Source organism: Aeromonas australiensis, from assembly GCF_000819725.1.
Lineage (GTDB): Bacteria > Pseudomonadota > Gammaproteobacteria > Enterobacterales > Aeromonadaceae > Aeromonas > Aeromonas australiensis.
In genome coordinates, this window is record NZ_CDDH01000054.1 from 1 (window position 1) to 19,346 (window position 19,346).

Genomic DNA, 19,346 nt, shown 5'->3' on the forward strand with positions numbered 1-19,346 from the left:
CCTAACGGGAAGGCCTTTTTTATATTGGCGAATTACTGTCAATCGGCATTGCGAACTGACTAAGGTTAGCATTAGCCATAGCATTGAAAGGGCCACCGCTAGGTGGCCCATTGGTGGAGTCTATTCTGGCTCCGGTACTCTAGATTGTGGCAATCTCGCTATGGGTCTTGTCTATGGTGCCCTCCTTGCGCGCCAGGCGCTTACTCAGATATGCCAGTGCTGATGCCGCAAAGCCTTGAAACTGTGTTGAGGCAGCAAGGCCGCGTGCTTGGGGTACTCACTAATGAAATGTTCTATTCCCTCAATCAGTTGTGCACGTAATGAAATCACGGGCTCATGCCAGGCTTGCAGGCATAGATGGCCGGGGATCAACTGCTCCTGATAATCTTCCAGCAGCTGCTCTGGCCAGGGTTCAATACCGGAATTGCGTTGCAGCAAATAGTGGGCGGCGGGTTCACGGGCATAAATGAACTGAATTTGGGCCAGGTCGCGTTGGCATAGCGTTTGACTGTTGATGTGACAGGTCAAATATTTTCCCGTTTTCAGATCCAAGAAGTGACCACGTTGCCGACAGGGAACGATGCGATACCAAGGCAGGAGTGAGGAGAGAGAATACCCCTCAAGCTCCTGTTCCAACCAGTGGCGACACTCAGGTTTTTGCACCTGGTCGAGCATGAGCTCGAGCTGTGTCAACAAGGTTCTGGATGGTTTGATGGCCGGTTTCGCACTCATCGCCTGCAATCCTCCCTCTGCACACAATCCCGACTATCAGTATGGACCTTGTTCGGCCAGAGGGGGTAAGGAATCTAATGATTAAAAGTGGATTAGCCACGTGGTTTTTATGCACTAATTTGGTTCAACCCACCAGATAGGTGCCGGTGCCGAAGGCGATGTGGGTACCCTCTTCATTGTGCAGCTCCATCCGGGCGACGGCGACCTTGCTGCCAGCCCGGATGATGTGGGCGGTGGCGATAAACTCGTTGCCGCGCCCCGGGCGCAGGTAATCCACCCGCAGATCGATAGTGCCGAGGCGGGCGAAGCGCTCCTTGAGATAGCTGGGGGAGAACTCCTCCAGCTCGTCGATGCAGGAGGCGGCGACTATCATGCCGCCCGCTACATCCAGCAGCGTGGCGGTGACGCCGCCATGCAGGATGTTGTGAAAGGGGTTGCCGATCAGCTTGTCATCCATCTTGATACGCAATTCGACCTTGTCGAAGTCGTAGTGGGTCACCTGCATGCCGAGCAGCTTGTTGAAGGGCATCTTCTCGGCAAACAGGTTGGCAATGCCACTGAGCGCCATCTTCTTCTGCATCTGTTTCATTCTCTGATCCCAATCCTTGTCATCAAAGCCGAGTAAAAACTCCAGCCAGTCTGCAACAGTTCCTTAACCGTCGCAATGGCAGGTTTATTGTGGGCGGCGGCTGCTTTAGAATGGCGACCCCAAAGGAGAGCCCATGACCGAGATTGCCGAACCCCTGCCAGATCCTCAGCCAGAGAGTCCGCTTGCCCTGCTGCAGGCGGTCTTCGGCTATCAACAGTTTCGGCCGGGTCAGCTCGAGATCATTGAGCAGATTGTTGCTGGGCGCGATGCCCTGGTGCTCAAACCCACCGGCGGCGGCAAGTCGCTCTGCTATCAGATCCCGGCACTGCTGCGGCCCGGGCTCGGGGTTGTGGTCTCTCCCCTTATTTCGCTGATGAAGGATCAGGTCGACAGCTTGCGTGCCAACGGAGTGGCTGCGGTCTACATCAACTCGACACTGAGTCGGGAGGAGATGATCCAGAACTTCGCCGCTATGCGGCGTGGCGAGATCAAACTGGTCTATGTCTCCCCCGAGCGCTTGCTGCAGCACGAGTTTATGGACCGGCTGGCCGAGCTGCCGCTCGGTCTGTTCGCCATCGACGAGGCGCACTGCGTCTCCCAGTGGGGTCACGATTTCCGGCCTGAATATGCGGCGCTGGGGCGACTCAAACAGTGGTTCCCGCAGGTGCCGGTGGTAGCGCTTACCGCCACCGCTGACGAGGCGACTCGCAGCGATATGCTGCATCGGTTGGAACTGAGCGATCCCTTTATCCACACCGCCAGCTTTGATCGTCCCAATATCCGCTACAGCCTGGTGGAGAAGTTCAAGGCGGCCGAGCAGCTGCTGCGTTACGTGCAGAGCCAGAAGGGCAACTGTGGCATCGTCTATTGCTCCAGCCGTAACCGGGTGGAGGAGGTGGCTGAGCGGTTATCCCGCCACGGCTGCAAGGCCGCGCCCTATCATGCGGGGCTGCCGCTCGAGCAGCGCCAGCAGACCCAGGATGCCTTCCTCAAGGATGACATCGAGATTGTGGTTGCAACGGTGGCGTTCGGTATGGGCATCGACAAGCCCAATGTGCGCTTCGTGGTGCACTACGACATCCCGAAGAACATCGAATCCTACTATCAGGAGACCGGCCGTGCCGGGCGCGATGGCACTCCCGCCGAGGCGCTGCTGCTCTACGACCCCGCCGACATTGGTCGGGTGCGCCGTCTGCTCGACAACATCGAGAACCCGCAGCAGTTGCAGGTGGAGCAGTACAAGCTCAACGTGATGGCGGCCTTTGCTGAGGCGCAGACCTGCCGCCGTCAGGTGCTGCTTAACTACTTCGGCGAGTACAACGACAAGCCGTGCGGCAACTGCGATATCTGTCTCGATCCGCCCAAAAGTTATGACGGTACCGAAGATGCCCAGAAGGCGCTCTCCTGCGTCTGGCGGGTGGGGCAGAATTTCGGGGTGGGTTATGTGGTGGAGGTGCTGCGCGGCTCGCTCAACCAGCGCATCAAGGATCATGGTCACGACAAGCTCTCGACCTACGGCATCGGCAAGGATCAGAGCCACGAATACTGGATAAGCGTGATTCGCCAGCTGATCCACAAGGGGCTGCTGACCCAGAACATTACCCGCAATCTGGTACTGCAGCTGACCGAAGCGGCCCGCCCCGTGCTGCGTGGCGAGGTGAAGCTGGAGCTGGCGGTACCCCGCCTGCAGCCTATCTCCAGCCGCAAGGAGAAGCGCAACGGTCTGCTCGACAATGCCAACTACGACAAGCGGCTGTTCAAGGAGCTGCGCGGCCTGCGCAAGCAGATTGCCGAGGATGAAGAGGTGCCGCCCTACGTGGTGTTCAACGATGCCACCCTGGTGGAGATGGCTCAGCTCATGCCGATGACCGAGGAGGAAATGCTGGCGGTCAACGGTGTCGGTCACCGCAAGCTGGAGCGTTTCGGTGAGGCCTTTATGGATCTGATCATCGACTACTGCCGGCGGTAGGGTCGATTAGGCAGCCTAATCGACCACGGTAAGCGCGGCTCGGAAGAACCAAGGGTTAGACGCGAGGTTATTTCAGGCTGGCGTAGAAGGCGGCCAGATTGTCGATATCCGCATCGGTCAGCGGTGCCATGAAGGGGTCCATCAAGGGCTCTTTGCGGGTGCCATCCTTGAACGCTTTCAACTGTTTCACCAGATAGGCGGCATTCTGACCCGCCAGATGGGGATAGTTGGGGATCATCGCCTTGCCTTCCACGCCGTGACAGGCGGCACAGAGCGCAGCCTTGGCTTTGCCGGCTTCAATATCGGCAGCCTTGGCCTGATGACCCCACGCCAGTGCCAGCAAGGGCAGGGCATATACCCATTTTTGCATCTTCTTCTCCTTGAATTGAAAAATGATGGTCGCCAGTTAGCGCAAGCGTGGTTGGCGGCAGTATAAAGAGTGATACGAGCATACGCAGGGACGAATGGCACAACCATGAAGTTGATCAACACTTTTGCGACCGAGTTACCCTGGGCCTGTGAACCCGTGGTCCCCCAGCCGCTGCAGCAGCCCCGGTTGCTTCATCTCAACCGGGCTTTGCTGGCTGAGTTGGGGTTGGAAGGTGTCAGCGCGGCTGACTGGATCGCCTGTTGTGGCGAGGGAAAAGTGCTGCCAGGCATGCAGCCGGTGGCGCAGGTCTATGCGGGCCATCAGTTCGGGGGCTACAGCCCGCGGCTTGGGGATGGTCGCGCTCTGCTGCTGGGGGAGCAGTTGGCACCGGATGGCAGCCGCTGGGACCTGCACCTCAAAGGGGCGGGCAAGACGCCATTCTCCCGCTTCGGCGACGGTCGCGCCGTGCTGCGCTCCAGCATCCGCGAATATCTCGCCTCCGAGGCGCTCCATACCCTCGGCATCCCCACCGCCCGGGCGCTGGTATTGGTGGGGAGTCAGGAGCCTGTTTATCGCGAGCAGGTTGAGGCCGGGGCGACCGTGCTGCGCACCGCCCCCAGCCATCTGCGCTTCGGTCATATCGAGTATTTCGCCTGGAGCGGGCAGGGAGAGAAGATCCCGCCACTCATCGACTATCTGCTGCGCCACCACTTCCCCGAGCTGGAGAGTGGCGCCGAACTGTTTGCCGAAGTGGTGCGCCGCACCGCGCGGCTGATTGCCAAATGGCAGGCGGCGGGGTTCTGTCACGGGGTAATGAATACCGACAACATGTCGCTGCTCGGCCTGACGCTGGATTACGGGCCATACGGCTTTATCGATGCCTATGTGCCCGATTTTGTCTGCAACCACTCGGACCCTGCGGGCCGCTACGCGCTGGATCAGCAGCCTGCGGTCGGTTACTGGAATCTGCAAAAGCTGGCACAGGCGCTGGCTGGCCATGTAGACGGTGATGCGCTGGCTGCGGCGCTGGCCCAGTACGAACAGCAGCTGATGTTGCACTACTCCGAGCTGATGCGGGCCAAGCTCGGGCTGGCGGTGTGGGAGGAGGATGACCCTGCGTTGTTCCGCGAGCTGTTCCGATTGCTGGCGGCCCACAAGGTGGATTACCACCTGTTCCTGCGCCGTCTCGGTGAGGTGACGCAAGAGGGGGGGTGGCCTGCGTCTCTGCTTGCCCTGTTGTCTGAACCTGGTGTTTGGCAGGCGTGGCTGGAACGCTATCGGACGCGGCTATTGTGCGAAGGAAGTGAGGATGCCGTGCGCAAGGGGCAGATGGATGCCATCAATCCCAAGTATGTGCTGCGCAATGCGCTGGCCCAGCAGGTGATAGATGCCGCTGACGCAGGGGATATGCTGCCGTTCGAGCGACTGTTCGCCGCCCTGCAGCGCCCCTTTGATGAACAACCCGAATATGAGGATCTCGCCACCCCGACTCCGGCATGGTATTGCGGTGGTGAGCTCTCCTGCAGCAGCTGAGAGATTGGGCATGAGTTGGCAAATCAAACAGGTAGATAGCGAAGCTGGCGTAGTGACGCTGGATTGTCCGGCGCTCGACTGGGACAGGTTTCCGCTGTTGGCGCAGGCTTTGCTGCGAGAGTGGGAGTTGCAGTCGCTCGAGCAGGATGCGGGAGCAGACCGCCATAGCTGGATGCTGGAGTTTGAAGGGAGCCAGTTTCGGCTGGAGTATGAACACTACAGCGGTTGCTGGCTGGAGGCGGTGCACCCGGCGGATCGGGAGGCGCTGCTCTGGCTCGCCAGACAGCACAAGGCGTGACTATCGCCTGTAAGGCCAGCTCTGCCGCTGGCTAACCTGGATGAGCCTAATCGCATAAAGATTGAACTATCGGTTTGGGGGCGTATAATCTCGCCCCTCGATTATCGCCAATGGTGGCGATATGGGTTCCCTAACCCCATTAACCAAAAAGGTCACAAGATGAATCTGACCCCTGCGCAGTACCAAACGGCGCTCGTTCGCCTGTCGTTGTTCCACATTCTGATCATTGCCAGCAGCAACTATCTGGTGCAGCTGCCGATCACCGTGTTTGGCTTCCATACCACCTGGGGTGCGTTCAGCTTCCCGTTTATCTTCCTGGCGACCGATTTGACGGTGCGGATCTTTGGTGCCGGTCTGGCACGCAAGATTATCCAGACCGTGATGCTGCCGGCGCTGGCGGTCTCCTATGCGCTCTCCGTGCTCTTCTTTGAAGGGAGCTTCCAGGGTGTTGGTCATCTGGCCGAATTCAACCTGTTCGTGGCACGTATCGCCCTGGCCAGCTTTATTGCCTATCTGGTGGGGCAGTTCATGGATGTGGTGGTGTTCAACCGGCTACGACTGATGAAAGTCTGGTGGATTGCTCCGGCGGCCTCCACCCTGTTCGGTAATCTGGTCGATACCATCGCCTTCTTCAGTGTGGCATTCTGGCGCACCACAGATCCTTTTATGGCTGAGCACTGGGTCGAGATTGCAACCGTCGATTACGTATTCAAGTTGCTGATAAGCCTTGGTTTGTTCGTGCCGCTCTACGGTGTCTTGCTGCGCTACCTCAGCCGCAAGCTGGTGGGCGAGGCCGGATTATCCAGCCTGCAAACGACCACCCGGCAAGCCTGACCAGATTGACCACCCTTCGCGGTGGTCAATTTTTTTGCACTTTCTGCAAATAGCGCTTGCCTAGTTAAATGAGAATGATTATTGTTAACTTGTTTTCCGGGAAAGACTTCATTCGTTCCAACGTGATGGACTTCTTGTGAAGGCACGACATTGCTCACATTGCTTCCAGTTAAGGGCCAGTTTATCTGGCCCTCTTTTTTGTCATTTTTCAGCAAGTTGCGGCCATAAAAAACGGGAGCCAAGGCTCCCGTTGTCACGCTGTCTGTGGCTTACTCGATATCGAGTGCCTCGGGGGAGAGGATCACCCCTGTGGTATCGGCGTAGAGGTGGTCGTCAGGTAGGAAAGTGACACCACCGAAGTTGACCGGCAGATCGGTCTCTCCGACATCCTTGCTGTCGGCACCAACCGGAATGGCTGCCAGTGCCTGAATGCCGATATCCAGATCTTCCAGAATATCGACTTCGCGGACGCAGCCATAGCAGACAATCCCTTCCCAATCGTTCTCTGCCGCCGTGGTGGCGATGTCGCTGTCGATCAGGGCACGGCGCATGGAGCCACCACCATCGATCAGCAAGACGCGTCCCAGCCCGTTCTCTTTGACGAGCTCACGGATAAGGCCATTCGATTCGAAGCATTTGACGGTGGTGATGACGCCGCCGAAAGAGGCGCGGCCGCCGAAGGAGCAGAGCATGGGTTCAAGCACATCTACCATGTCCTGATAGATGTCGCACAATTCAGAGGTATTGTATTCCATAGTGTCAAATCCACGGCTGGAAACAGGTGCAACCAGTATAAGGAGTGGGTGTGGCATTTCAATGAATATTCCTTGCACAGATCACCTGTTGCCGCTTTTCTGCATAAGCTCAATGCAGTTCACTGCCAGTTTGCGAGAGGTCCATCGTGCTTATCCGTCATAAGTTGATCCTGAATACCGTGCTGGTTGCTGTTGCCATGCTGGTACTGAATGGTCTGTTTTTTTACTCAAACCAGGTCAGCCGTCAGCTGACTGAAGCCCAGCGTAATGTTGATGGGCTCGAGATCACCATGCTCAACCTCAGGCGTGCCGAGAAAGACTTCATGCTCCGCAAGGACATGGCATTCGCCAATCGCTTCAACGAGTTGTTGGCTGATTTCAACCAACGCAGCCAACAGCTGGTCAGCGATGCTACCTTGGCTGCCGCAGAGGGGGAGTTGACCCGACTGGCGCAGCTGATGTCAGGTTACGGTAAGTCATTCAATGATCTGGTGGCTCAACAGCAGAAGATTGGGCTGGGGCCTGAAGATGGGCTCTATGGCAAGCTGAGGGCGGCGGTGCATGAGGTGGAGAGTGGGCTCAAGCAGCTGGATCAGCAAGGGCTGCTCATCACCATGCTGCAGCTGAGGCGGGCAGAGAAGGACTTCATGCTGCGCTCCGATATCCAGTATCTGGAGCGTTTCGAGACCTTGCACAAGAGTTTCCAGGCTAGCCTTGGCGCCTTGCCGGAGGATGAGCGCGGCAAGCTGGAGCAGGCTAGCAAGCAGTACCGGCAGGACTTTGTGGCGCTGGTGCAGGGGATGCAGGTACTGGGGCTGAAAGAGGATGAGGGGCTGCGCAACCAGATGCGCGAGCTGGTGCATCAGACCGATCAGGGATTTGACACTGTAGAGCAGCATGTGGCTGGAGAGTTGATCCGGCAGACCTCCCGCCTCAATACCCTGATGTTGGTGTGTGGCGCAGTGATCATCGTGCTTATCGGAATCATGAGTGTGTTACTCGGTCGCAGCATTGATCGCCCCATTTCACGGGTCAATGATACCGTAAACCGCATCCGACAGGACAACGACCTGCGCCTCAAGATTGAGTTGCAGGGGGCGGACGAAATGGCGCAACTGGCGGGCAATCTGGATGTGATGCTGGGTGGGTTCCGCAACCTGATCGGCGATGTGAAGCAGAGTGTGCATACCCTGACCGAGGCGGCGGATCACCTCTCGGCCAATGTTCAGCGTACCAGCGAAGGGGCGACACGCCAGTTGCAGGAAACCGACATGGTGGCGACCGCTTCCACCGAGATGGGCTCTACCATCGAAGAGATTGCCCGCAACACCGAGCAGGCGGCCAACAATGCCCAGGCCACCAACAACAAGGCGATGGAAGGGCGCACCGCAGTTGAGAATACTGTCGAGCAGATCCGTGCGCTGGCGGGTAATCTGGAGAGCTCCGCTCGGGAGGTGGCCCAGTTGCAAAAAGAGAGTGAGACCATTGGCTCGGTGCTGGATGTGATCCGCGGGATTGCCGAGCAGACCAACCTGTTGGCCCTCAACGCAGCCATTGAAGCGGCTCGGGCAGGTGATCAGGGGCGTGGCTTTGCAGTGGTTGCCGATGAGGTGCGCAGTCTTGCTATTCGTACTCAGAAATCGACCCAGGAGATCGCTGGCATCATTAGTTCTTTGCAGAAGCAGACCGGCAGTATCGTCGAGGTGATGGCAACCTGTCGTGATCAGGGCAACCGCAGCTCGGAGCAGGCTAGTAACGCCGGGGAGTTACTGGGACAGATCACCGAGGATGTTACCAACATCATGGATATGAGCACCCAGATTGCAGCGGCTATCGAGCAGCAGAGTCTGGTGGCCAACGAGGTGAACCGCAACGTTAACAACATTCGCGATATTGCCCAGGAGTCGAGCGCTATGGCAGAGGAAAATGCCAGATCCAGTCAGGGCCTCAACGAACAGGCCCGGCTGCTCAACCAGGCGGTGGCAAAATACAGGGTTTAGTGAGCGGGTTATCGTCCTTGTGAGGTTTTTGCAGCAGAGTGGCAATGATTTGATCGTGGTGGCTGTTATTGGGAAAATTCGCTCATATAATCGCCGCCACTATGATGACTCGGAAGGATTCGATGGCAAAGTTGCTGGTGGCCGTATTCGGGCTGCTCTGCTCCTGTCTGGTGCTGGCAGAGGGTGGCCAGGTTACCCCACTCAAGCCCGGTATGGAGCCGCTGCTTAGCTGGTTTAACGGGGCTTTTACTAGCCGGGAGCAGGCCAGTTACGACAGCCGCTTTACCAGTGCCGAGCTGCGCCTGATGGAGATCTGGTCCGGCTATCAGGGCTATCGCTGGGTCTATGCCGAGCAGTACCTGAGCCAGCGAGCCATTCGCCCCTTTCGCCAGCGCATCTATCGCTTCTCACCCGCCCCTGACGGACGGGTCCTGATGGCAGAGTTTACCATGCCCATGGCTATTGATTTCGCCGGGGCCTGGCACCATCCCAAGCTGCTTGACAGTTTGACTCCGCAGCAGCTCTCCTTGCGTCACGGTTGCGAGATCTGGCTAAGCCGTACCCCATCCGGCGATTACACCGGTCACACCAGGGTAGGGCATTGCTCCACCGATTTTGGTGGCGCGACGACTCTAGTGCAGCATATCTGGATTGGCCCCGATTACGTCAGGCTGTTGGACCGAGCCTATGATAATGATGGAGGGCTGCGCTGGGGTAGCCCGGCTGAGGGGTATGTCTATTTGCGTCGCTCCGGAGGATTCGGTCAGTAAGCGTCCGTGATGGCTGGCAGCGGGTATGGGCAGGGTCAAGACAATAAAAAAGGCGCCCGATAGGCGCCTTTTTCAGAATTCTTCAGAAGCAAGATTACTTCTTGGTGGTCATCGCACCGAAACGCTTGTTGAACTTGTCTACGCGGCCGCCGCTAGAAACTTCTTTCTGCTTGCCGGTGTAGAACGGGTGGCACTCGGAGCACACGTCCAGGTTCAGATCTTTACCGATGGTAGAGAAAGTGTTGATGACGTTACCGCAAGAGCACTTGGCGGTGATGGCTACGTAGTCAGGATGGATACCAGCTTTCATGGACAACCTCAAAGTAATAGGCCGTGTCGCCATCCGATCTCTTGTCGGACACCACACGATTGTTGAACACAGTTTCAAAGGCTGCGAATAATATAGGAAATGCCTGAGTTCAGGCAAGTGGCTTCGCAGAAAAAATAGGCAACCCCTGGTGAATTCTCCCCAAATGCTGGATCTGGTTCGTGTCGCTGTGCCGGTACCGTTACGCCGTCACTTCGACTATCTCTCTCCCCTGCCGTTACCTGCCCCTGGTTGCCGGGTCGAGATCCCGTTCGGCCCCCAGACCCTGGTCGGGCTGGTGGTGGAGCATCCGGCCGACAGCCAGGTGCCGCGCAACAAATTAAAGCCCTTGAAGAGGGTGCTCGACAGCGCGCCGGTGCTGGGACCGGATATTCTGGCGCTGATGAACTGGAGTGCCAGTTACTACCAGCATCCGCTGGGTGAGGTGTTGCCCCATGCCCTGCCGGTGCTGGTGCGCAAGGGGGAGCCAGCTGCTTATCGGGAGCTGGAGTTCTGGTTTGCTACCGATGCGGGCATGGCTATCGACCTTAATGATCTCAAGCGGGCTGCCAAGCAACAACAAGCCCTCGCCTTGCTACGCAAGGGGCCGCAGACCCCCTCTGCCCTCAAACAGGAGGAGATTTCGAGCGCCGCACTCACCGCGCTGGAGAAGAAGGGATTGCTGGAGAAGCGCTCGCTGGAACCAAGCTTTGAGCGCGACTGGGCCGCCCGTTTTGAGTCGGGGGAGGGGCTGCGCCTCAATGGCGAGCAGGCATTGGCCGTCTCTGCCGTGACCAGCCAGAGCGACAAGTTCGGCGCCTTCCTGCTGGATGGCATCACCGGCTCCGGCAAGACCGAGGTCTACCTGAGCATCCTCGAGCCCCTGCTCAAGGCGGGCAAGCAGGCACTGGTGATGGTGCCGGAGATCGGCCTCACCCCGCAGACCATCAACCGCTTCCGCCGCCGCTTCAAGGTGCCTGTGGTGGCGATGAACTCCGCCATGAATGACAGGGAGCGGCTCGATGCCTGGCTCGCCTGCCGCGACGGCGGTGCCGCCATCCTGATCGGCACCCGCTCCGCGGTGTTCACCCCGTTTCACAACCTCGGCATCATCATCATCGACGAGGAGCACGACGGCTCTTTCAAGCAGCAGGACGGTTTTCGCTACCACGCGCGGGATCTGGCGGTGATGCGGGCTCATCGCGCCGGTATCCCCATCCTGCTTGGCTCGGCCACCCCGTCGCTGGAGACGCTGCACAACGCCCGCACCGGCAAGTATCACCATCTCACCCTGACTCGCCGAGCCGGCAATGCCCAGACCGCCCGTCAGGTAATCCTCGATATCAAGAGTGTGCGCTTGCAGGCCGGGCTATCGCCCCAGCTGGAGCAGCTGATGGCTGAGCATCTGGCGGCGGGCAATCAGGTGATGCTGTTTCTCAACCGCCGTGGCTATGCCCCAGCCCTTATCTGCCATCAATGTGGCTGGAGCGCTGCCTGCGAGCGTTGTGATGCCTGGTACACCTGGCATCAGGCCGGACGACGGTTGCACTGTCATCACTGCGACAGTGTCCGCCCGCTACCCCACCACTGCCCCGAGTGTGGCAGCAACGAGCTGATCGGCTCAGGGGTTGGCACCGAGCAGCTGGAGCAGCTGCTCACCACAGTTTTCCCGCAATATCCGGTAGTGCGCATCGATCGGGACAACACCCGCCGCAAGGGGGAGCTGGAGACCCACCTCGGCGACATCAAGGCGGGCAAGTACAAGATCCTGATCGGTACCCAGATGCTGGCCAAGGGCCACCACTTCCCGGATGTGACTTTGGTGGGCCTGCTGGATGTGGATGGCGCCCTATTTTCCGCCGACTTTCGCGCCGCCGAAAAACTGGCCCAGCTCTACACCCAGGTGGCGGGTCGTGCCGGGCGCGCCAGCAAACCGGGGCTGGTCGTGCTGCAGAGCCACCATCCCGAACACGCTCTGCTGCAGGATCTGACCCAGAACGGTTATGGCCACTTCGCCGAGACGGCGCTGAAAGAGCGTCGCCTGCTGGGTTTGCCGCCCTTCAGCTATCAAGGGCTGTTCCGCGCCGAGGCTAACGGCCGCGACGAGGTGCAGCTGTTCCTCACCCGTCTCGCCGATACCCTGCGCAGTGCCCGCTATCCCCATGTTCAGGTGCTGGGGCCCATCAGCGGCTTTATGGAGCGCAAGGCAGGCAAGTTCCGGATGCAGTTGCTGGTGCAGGGGCCGAATCGAGCACCACTGGCCCAGCTGCTGGATTGGGCGGTGAAGGAGCTGGAGGGGTGGCCTGAGACCAAAAAGGTGCGCTGGAGTCTGGATATCGACCCCACCGAGCTGAGCTGAGTCCGGCACTGGTCGCTCACTGTTCAGTGGCTACCTATGTGCGGTGTCAGCGACCGGATTTGCTATGTGGGGGCCGGATTCAGACTCGCAGATCGATCTGCTGCACCCAGCCCCCCTTACCCTGTTCAGTCAGATAGAGGCCGGATTGACGCAGTACCCCGAGATTGCCGTTCTCTCCCAGATGGTTGAAGGGGGTGTCGAGGGGGCGCAGCAGGATGGCGCCGATCCCCAGCTCCACCAGGGCGATGGGAGCGTGCTCGGGGTGCCAGAACTGCAGGGCCGCGAACTGACTGTCCCGCTCGTCCAGCACCCCGTTGCCATCTTCATCCAGGACGGCCAGCTCGCCGAAGCCGTCGCCGGAGCGGGCCCCGAACAATTCGCCACCATCGTCTATGGTGCCGTTGCCGTTGCGATCCAGCGCCACGAAACCGCTTCCCCTTGTCAGGCCGGGCAGTTTATCCATCTTGCCATCCTGATCGATGTCGAACTGGAAGCGCGCCTCGGTCAGGCCGGCAATCTTGCCATCCAGATTGAGTACCAGCGGATCCTTGAGGGCCCCCAATGTGGTACGGCGCTGGCTGATATCGAGCTGACGCCAGTCGAGAACAAAACCGAGATCCAGCTGCAATGTCTGGCCGTCGCTGGTCTGCACACTGGCCGCCGCAACGACCGTTAGCCGCTCTTGTTGCACCAGGATATCGGTGACTTCCACCAGCTGGTCCGACTCGTCGCCCCCCTGTGCCATGGCTGCCGCATTACCATCAGAGGGTTTTATCGGCTGCGGCAGCTCGATTTTATGGCCCAGCATCGCCTCTATCATTAGCTTGATCAGCCTTAGTCGATTATCCAACCCGTCGTCTGGAACGCCATCCTGTTCCTGACCGATCTCCGCTGGGGGCGGGGCAGTGGCCGTTGTCGCTTGCGGGCTGGCGGCCGATTGCCTTGCGGCTTGTAGCGTCAGGGCGCTGGAGAGGGTCAGGGTGCTACGCCGTTCGCCCGGTGTGACTGCGTCATTGGCCTCCGGTGCAGGTGTGCTGACGGGGGGCACAGGACCGAGGTTGCGCACTTGTCGTGACTGCAACTGCTGATACTGATGGTTTACCTCCCCCCGCAGGTCGTAGTGGTCGATGCGCATATGTTCACCCTCGGCGCTATACGTCTGGTTAGTTATCGACCAGTGAATAAGCAGGGCTTAACACCAAATTGGACTAATCAGGGAGGTGGTTAGTACTAGGTTGCAAGGTGGCTGCGTGGCAGGATGATGGACATGCGGGTGGTGGCCTGTTTGCCCAAGCGCAGGGCGCAACATGTGAAGAGGAATAGAGGATGAGAAATTGGCTGGTGATGGGTGCGGCAGGGTATGGTGGATTCCTGTCTGGCACCCCAGGCATCAATGATGTTGAGGGCTGCACTCATGCGTAACTGTCTGGTGATGGGAGCTGCAGGATATATAGGCTCCTATCTGGTGCCTTACCTGCAAACCCTGGGCTACAAGGTGATTGCCGGGGCGCGCCGTCCCTGCCGCTTGCCTGAGGGGGTCGAGTTTCGTCTTGCCGACAGCCTCAAGCCCATCACACTGCTGCCTGCGCTGGCGGGTATCGATACCGTCTTCTATCTGGTGCATGCCATGGGGTCGGGAGCCGATTTTCACCGGCTGGAGCAGCAGGGGGTAAAGAACTTTGCTGCCGCTGCCCGTGCCGCCGGGGTGCGTCGCATCATCTATCTGGGGGCAATCCAGCCAGAGCAGTGCAACAGCCGCCATCTCAACTCCCGCCGCCACTGTGGCGAGCTGTTTCGTGACTCCGGCGTGCCGACGGTGGAGTTGCGCGCCGGCATCATCATCGGGCCCGGTTCGGCGGCGTTCGAGGTGATGCGGGATCTGGTGTTCAACCTGCCGCTGATGGTGACACCCAAATGGGTGCGCTCGCGCACGCCGCCGATTGCGCTCTCCAACCTGCTGCACTATCTGGGCGGGCTGGTAGAGGCCGACGAGGTGGATGGGCGCATCTTCAATGCGGTCGGTCCCGAGCTGCTCAGCTATCAGCAGCAGTTGCAGAAGTTCGCTGCCCATATCGGCAAACGCTGCCCCATCATTCCCATCCCGTTTCTGAGCCCGCGCCTCTCTGCCTGGTGGCTGCAGTTTGTCACCTCGGTGCCGCAGCCGGTGGCCAAGGCGCTGGTGGGCGGTCTCAAGCACGATATCCCGGCCGACGACGGCCCGCTGCGCACCTTGCTGCCACAGACCCTGCTCAGCTTCGACGAGGCGCTGGCGGAGAGTCTGGCGCTGGAGCAGAAGCTGGGTGCCGAACAGCAGGGGCAGGAGACCCCCCTCGGCCTGCGCTGGCGCCATCCCGAATATGGTTTCTACGATCGCACCGCCAGCGGCGAGGCCATCTGCCTCGCCTCTCCCGAGGTGGTGTGGCAGGTGTTGCAGCAGCTGGGGGGTGAGCAGCGCTACTTCTACATGAACGAGCTGTGGGTGGTGCGCGAATGGATGGATCACCTGATCGGCGGTCCGGCCCGCACTCGTGGTCGCACCAATCCCGATCGTTTCGTGAAGGGGGACATGCTCGACTCCTGGCAGATCCTTGGCGTGGATGAGGGGCGCAGGCTCGATCTCTTGTTCAACATGAAGGCCCCGGGCGTCGGGCGGCTGGCGTTCAATATCCTGCCGGAGGAGTCGGGCCTGACCCGGATCCGGGTCACCGCTCACTGGCATCCGCAGGGCGCCTGGGGGCTGGCCTACTGGCTCGCCATGCTGCCGTTCCACCTTTTCATCTTTCAAGGGATGACCGAAGCCATCGCCCGTCAAGCCGAAGCGAGGGCTGGTATCCCGGTGATGGATTAAACCCGCTTCACATCTTTCCCGCTTATAAAGTGCCCCGTTCGGGGTGCTTTTTATGCGGTGCCATGCCCCGTTCTGACAGATAGTGGTAGGCGTCTCATGGTAAAGGCTGGCATCATGCCGCAGTCTTGTTTACCGCGGATAGATAATCAGTCAGAAAAAGAAGGGATTATGAATAAAAAACCGTCAATTTTGGGGGGCGCCTGCATCATTGCCAGCGTCTGCGTGGGAGCCGGCATGCTCGGTCTGCCGAGTGCGGGGGCGGGGGCCTGGACCCTCTGGTCGGTGCTGGCACTGACTCTCACCATGGTGATGATGACCCTCTCTGGCTGGATGCTGCTGGAGTCCTTCCAGCACCACGACATGCGGGTCTCCTTCAATACTGTGACCCGTGAGCTGCTGGGGGAGAAGCTCAATCTCCTCAACAACCTCTCGGTCTACTTTGTTGGCGGCATTCTGCTCTACGCCTATATCACCTCCTCCGGTGCCATCCTGCAGGGGATGCTGGGGATCGACAGCAAGCTCGCCTCGGTGCTGTTTGTGGCGATCTTCTCTGCGGTGGTGTGGCACTCGACCCGCGCCGTTGACCGTATTTCGGTGGTGCTGATCGCCTTTATGATCCTCAGCTTTGCCCTCGGTGTGGCCGGTCTGCTCGGCAGTATCAAGCTGCCGACCCTGCTTGATCTGGCGGGCAGCGAGAGCCGCTACGCTCCCTATGCCATGGCGATGCTGCCGGTAGCGCTCACCTCGTTCGGCTATCACCACTCGGTGGCCTCCCTGCGTGCCTACTACCAGAACGAGCAGCAGGCCAGATGGGCCATTCTGGGGGGAACCCTGATCGCGCTGGCGCTCTACGTGCTCTGGCTGTTGGGGATCTTCGGCAACCTGCCCCGTCAGGATTTTGCTCCCGTGATTGCCAAGGGGGGTGACGTGAGTGTGCTGCTCTCCGCGCTTTCAGGGGTGATCGAATCGGAGAAGGTGGCCAGCGCCATCAACGGTTTCTCCATGGCGGCCATCCTCTCCTCCTTTATCGGGGTGGGGCTCGGGGTGTTCGACTATCTGGCTGATCTGTTCAAGTTCGACAACAGCCGCGCCGGTCGCTGCAAGACCTGGGCGGTCACCTTCCTGCCGCCGCTGCTGCTCTCCCTGCTCTTCCCGTTCGGCTTCCTGCTGGCCATCGGCTATGCCGGTGCCGCCGCCACCATCTGGACCTGCATCATCCCGGCATTGCTGGTGCTGCGCACCCGGGCGCGGGCCGAGCGGGGCGAAGTGACCCCCCATTTCGTCACCCCCGGCGGCAAGCTGATGGCCTGGTTGCTGATCCTGTTCGGTTTGGCGACCGCGCTGTTCCACTTCCTGTCGATGGCAAATCTGTTGCCGGTCTATCTGGGCAACTGAGTCAGGTCTACAGCACTGACAGAAAGGGCGGCAAGGCCAAATTGCCGCCCTTTTTGCTCCATTTTTACCCCACATGGCAGAATCTATAACTAAAGTGGTAGGCGCGGGCGGGGTAAGGTGCTGAAATAACTGGTCTGATCTGGCTGATGGCAGCATGATCTGCTGGGCATGCCCACTGCTTTCTTTTATGATCCCCGCCCTTCTGCGTGCCCCCTGTCGGCACCTCATTTGCACCAACCACATCGGGGTCCCCCATGTCCGATCTGCGTCAAGAAGCACTCGATTACCACGCCCAGCCCGTACCGGGCAAAATTGCCATCGCCCTGACCAAGCCCGCCGAAACCGCCCGCGACCTGGCGCTGGCCTACAGCCCGGGTGTTGCCGAGCCGGTGCGCGAGATCGCTGCCAACCCGGCCGATGCCTACCGCTATACCGGCAAGGGCAACCTAGTGGCCGTCATCTCCAACGGCACCGCGATTCTGGGTCTGGGCAATCTGGGGCCGCTGGCCTCCAAGCCGGTGATGGAGGGCAAGGCCCTGTTGTTCAAGCGCTTCGCCGGTATCGACGCCATCGACATCGAGGTGAAGCACGAGACCAGCCAGCAGTTTATCGACACGGTGGCGGCCATCGCCGATACCTTCGGTGGCATCAACCTGGAAGATATCAAGGCGCCGGAGTGTTTCGAGATTGAAGAGGCGCTGATCGCGCGTTGCGACATTCCGGTGTTTCACGATGACCAGCACGGCACCGCCATCGTTACCGCCGCCGGTCTGCTCAACGCGCTGGAAGTGCAGGGCAAGCAGATCAGTGACAGCCGCATCGTCTGCATGGGGGCGGGGGCTGCTGCCACTGCCTGCATGGACCTGCTGATCAAGTGTGGCGCCAGAGCGCACAACATCTTCATGCTGGATCGTCAGGGTGTTATCCACACCGGCCGCAGCGATCTCAACAAGTACAAGCAGCGCTTCGCCAACGAGACTCCGCTGCGCACCCTGATGGATGTCATCGAAGGGGCGGATGTGTTTGTCGGTGTTTCAGGCCCCGATGTGCTGCCCGCCGAGGCGGTGGCCCTGATGGCGCCCAACCCGGTGATCTTCGCCTGCTCCAATCCGGACCCGGAGATCAAGCCGGCGCTGGCCCACGGGGTACGCAGTGATCTCATCATGGGCACCGGTCGCTCCGACTACCCGAACCAGATCAACAACGTGCTCTGCTTCCCCTTCATCTTCCGCGGCGCTCTCGACGCCCGTGCCAGCCGCATCAACGATGCCATGAAGATTGCTGCGGTCGAGGCGATCCGCGCGCTGGCCAAGGAGCCGGTACCGGCCGAGGTGTTGACCGCCGCCGGGGTGAGCGAGCTCGCCTTCGGCAAGGATTACGTCATTCCCAAGCCGATGGATGCCCGTCTGCTGCCGCGGGTAGCCCGCGCCGTGGCGCTGGCAGCGGTGGCCTCCGGCGTCGCCCGCATCGAGCTGCCTGCGGACTACATGCTGTAATCCGGCGTTGCAAACGGCCCCATAGCGGGGCCGTTTTTATTTCTGCTTCTGGCGACAGCCAGAGACGCCAGTCGGGCGACAGGTTGGGGCATATGGAGGCAAATCGGGTGCAAAGGTGGTCAAACAGCGCTCTCCTCTGACACAATATTGCCACTATGACGCTAACGAGAATCAAGATGCTGCAGCCTGTCAGCGGCCGTTTGGCCCACGCCCTCTCCTTTGTGCGCCATGATGGTCGCCACTTTGCCCAGTTTGTCTGGGGCCGTTTCCAGCAGGACAGATTGACGGTCACCGCCGGTTATCTGGCTTATGTCACCCTGCTGTCGCTGGTGCCGATGATCGCCGTGGTGTTTGGCATGATGTCTGCCTTTCCGGTGTTTCAGAGTCTCAAACAGGAGATGGAGCAGTTTGTCTACCACAACTTCGTCCCGACCGCGGGGGAGATGCTCAAGGAGTACATTGATGGCTTCGTTGCCAACGCCACCAACACCACTGCGGTAGGGGTCGGAGCGCTGGTGGTGGTGGCCCTGATGCTGATCTCTGCCATCGACAAGAACCTCAACTACATCTGGCGCTCAACCCGGGGTCGCCCGCTAGCGCAGGCGTTTGCCATGTACTGGATGATCCTGACCCTGGGGCCCGTGCTGATCGGGGCCAGCATTGCTATCTCTTCCTACATTTTCTCGCTGCGGCTGTTTGGCGCCGAGAGCCTGTTCGGCTTCGGGTATCTGCTGCTGCGCAGTTTGCCGTTCATGTTCTCGGTGCTCACCTTCCTGCTGGTCTATACCGTGGTGCCGAACTGCAAGGTGCGGCTGATCCACGCCTTGATCGGCGCGCTGGTGGCGGCGACCCTGTTCGAGCTGGCCAAGCGCGGCTTTGCCATCTACATCACCAACTTCCCCTCCTATCAGGCTATCTATGGCGCGCTGGCGACTATCCCTATTCTGTTTGTCTGGGTTTACCTCAGCTGGCTGGTGGTGCTGCTGGGGGCTGAGACCACCGCCTGCCTCGGTGAATACGAGAAACCGGCCAGCGAAGAGCTGGGCTAAGCCATCGCCTTGGCCATTGGTTTATCCGTCATTCCGCACCTG

The 19,346-nt window shown here is 59.7% G+C and carries 17 protein-coding genes; 11 read left to right on the forward strand and 6 right to left on the reverse strand.

Annotation, left to right across the window (positions count from 1 at the left end; all coding sequences use genetic code 11):
- Nucleotides 1-204: 204 nt before the first annotated feature.
- Both BN1117_RS08315 and BN1117_RS08320 read right to left on the reverse strand, forming a co-directional pair.
- The gene (locus BN1117_RS08315; protein ID WP_040096458.1) at nucleotides 205-732 is read right to left on the reverse strand and encodes an AbiTii domain-containing protein; all 528 of its coding nucleotides are present in this window, start codon (nucleotides 730-732) and stop codon (nucleotides 205-207) included.
- A 124-nt stretch (nucleotides 733-856) separates the two neighbouring features.
- Nucleotides 857-1,321, reverse strand: coding sequence for a thioesterase family protein (locus tag BN1117_RS08320; protein ID WP_040096460.1), 465 nt, complete (start codon nucleotides 1,319-1,321; stop codon nucleotides 857-859).
- 133 nt (nucleotides 1,322-1,454) lie between these two features.
- Between BN1117_RS08320 and recQ the strand changes: the two genes are divergently transcribed.
- Nucleotides 1,455-3,290, forward strand: coding sequence for an ATP-dependent DNA helicase RecQ (gene recQ / locus BN1117_RS08325; protein ID WP_040096461.1), 1,836 nt, complete (start codon nucleotides 1,455-1,457; stop codon nucleotides 3,288-3,290).
- Nucleotides 3,291-3,357: 67 nt separating this feature from the next.
- Here the strand turns inward: recQ and BN1117_RS08330 are convergent, their stop codons facing one another.
- Nucleotides 3,358-3,660, reverse strand: coding sequence for a c-type cytochrome (locus BN1117_RS08330; RefSeq protein WP_040096463.1), 303 nt, complete (start codon nucleotides 3,658-3,660; stop codon nucleotides 3,358-3,360).
- A 105-nt stretch (nucleotides 3,661-3,765) separates the two neighbouring features.
- Here BN1117_RS08330 and BN1117_RS08335 point away from each other — a divergent pair, with 105 nt between their 5' ends.
- The 3 genes from BN1117_RS08335 (at nucleotide 3,766) to BN1117_RS08345 (ending at nucleotide 6,325) form a co-directional block, all read left to right on the forward strand.
- Nucleotides 3,766-5,193, forward strand: a complete 1,428-nt coding sequence (locus BN1117_RS08335; protein ID WP_040096465.1) for a protein adenylyltransferase SelO — start codon at nucleotides 3,766-3,768, stop codon at nucleotides 5,191-5,193.
- 10 nt (nucleotides 5,194-5,203) lie between these two features.
- The gene (locus tag BN1117_RS08340; protein WP_040096467.1) at nucleotides 5,204-5,491 is read left to right on the forward strand and encodes a DUF3630 family protein; all 288 of its coding nucleotides are present in this window, start codon (nucleotides 5,204-5,206) and stop codon (nucleotides 5,489-5,491) included.
- Nucleotides 5,492-5,650: 159 nt separating this feature from the next.
- Complete coding sequence (locus BN1117_RS08345) at nucleotides 5,651-6,325, forward strand: 7-cyano-7-deazaguanine/7-aminomethyl-7-deazaguanine transporter (protein ID WP_040096469.1); 675 nt, start codon at nucleotides 5,651-5,653, stop codon at nucleotides 6,323-6,325.
- Nucleotides 6,326-6,594: 269 nt separating this feature from the next.
- Here the strand turns inward: BN1117_RS08345 and rraA are convergent, their stop codons facing one another.
- Nucleotides 6,595-7,080, reverse strand: a complete 486-nt coding sequence (gene rraA, locus BN1117_RS08350) for a ribonuclease E activity regulator RraA (protein WP_005340678.1) — start codon at nucleotides 7,078-7,080, stop codon at nucleotides 6,595-6,597.
- A 146-nt stretch (nucleotides 7,081-7,226) separates the two neighbouring features.
- Here rraA and BN1117_RS08355 point away from each other — a divergent pair, with 146 nt between their 5' ends.
- Nucleotides 7,227-9,080 carry a methyl-accepting chemotaxis protein gene (locus BN1117_RS08355; RefSeq protein ID WP_040096470.1) on the forward strand — a complete coding sequence of 618 codons (1,854 nt, stop codon included), beginning with the start codon at nucleotides 7,227-7,229 and terminating at the stop codon, nucleotides 9,078-9,080.
- A gap of 122 nt (nucleotides 9,081-9,202) precedes the next feature.
- A complete protein-coding gene (locus BN1117_RS08360; protein ID WP_040096472.1) occupies nucleotides 9,203-9,850 on the forward strand; it encodes a chromophore lyase CpcT/CpeT in 648 nt (215 codons plus the stop codon).
- Between the two features lie 94 nt (nucleotides 9,851-9,944).
- On the opposite strand, the gene rpmE is transcribed toward BN1117_RS08360, so the two are convergent.
- On the reverse strand, nucleotides 9,945-10,160 hold the full coding sequence (gene rpmE / locus BN1117_RS08365; RefSeq protein ID WP_005340673.1) for a 50S ribosomal protein L31: 216 nt from the start codon (nucleotides 10,158-10,160) through the stop codon (nucleotides 9,945-9,947).
- Between the two features lie 148 nt (nucleotides 10,161-10,308).
- On the opposite strand from rpmE, the gene priA reads away from it, so the two are divergent.
- Nucleotides 10,309-12,516, forward strand: a complete 2,208-nt coding sequence (priA, locus tag BN1117_RS08370) for a primosomal protein N' (protein WP_156129928.1) — start codon at nucleotides 10,309-10,311, stop codon at nucleotides 12,514-12,516.
- A gap of 79 nt (nucleotides 12,517-12,595) precedes the next feature.
- On the opposite strand, the gene BN1117_RS08375 is transcribed toward priA, so the two are convergent.
- Nucleotides 12,596-13,651: a hypothetical protein gene (locus BN1117_RS08375; RefSeq protein WP_040096475.1), complete on the reverse strand. Its 1,056-nt coding sequence runs from the start codon at nucleotides 13,649-13,651 to the stop codon at nucleotides 12,596-12,598.
- 279 nt (nucleotides 13,652-13,930) lie between these two features.
- Between BN1117_RS08375 and BN1117_RS08380 the strand changes: the two genes are divergently transcribed.
- From BN1117_RS08380 to BN1117_RS08395, 4 genes are all read left to right on the forward strand, one after another.
- Nucleotides 13,931-15,364 carry a DUF2867 domain-containing protein gene (locus tag BN1117_RS08380; RefSeq protein ID WP_040096476.1) on the forward strand — a complete coding sequence of 478 codons (1,434 nt, stop codon included), beginning with the start codon at nucleotides 13,931-13,933 and terminating at the stop codon, nucleotides 15,362-15,364.
- Nucleotides 15,365-15,532: 168 nt separating this feature from the next.
- Nucleotides 15,533-16,759 (forward strand): aromatic amino acid transporter, encoded by a 1,227-nt coding sequence (locus BN1117_RS08385; RefSeq protein WP_040096478.1) that lies wholly within the window; start codon nucleotides 15,533-15,535, stop codon nucleotides 16,757-16,759.
- Between the two features lie 254 nt (nucleotides 16,760-17,013).
- Complete coding sequence (locus BN1117_RS08390) at nucleotides 17,014-18,255, forward strand: malic enzyme-like NAD(P)-binding protein (RefSeq protein WP_040096481.1); 1,242 nt, start codon at nucleotides 17,014-17,016, stop codon at nucleotides 18,253-18,255.
- Between the two features lie 176 nt (nucleotides 18,256-18,431).
- Nucleotides 18,432-19,304, forward strand: coding sequence for a virulence factor BrkB family protein (locus tag BN1117_RS08395; RefSeq protein ID WP_040096483.1), 873 nt, complete (start codon nucleotides 18,432-18,434; stop codon nucleotides 19,302-19,304).
- The last annotated feature ends 42 nt before the right edge of the window (nucleotides 19,305-19,346 follow it).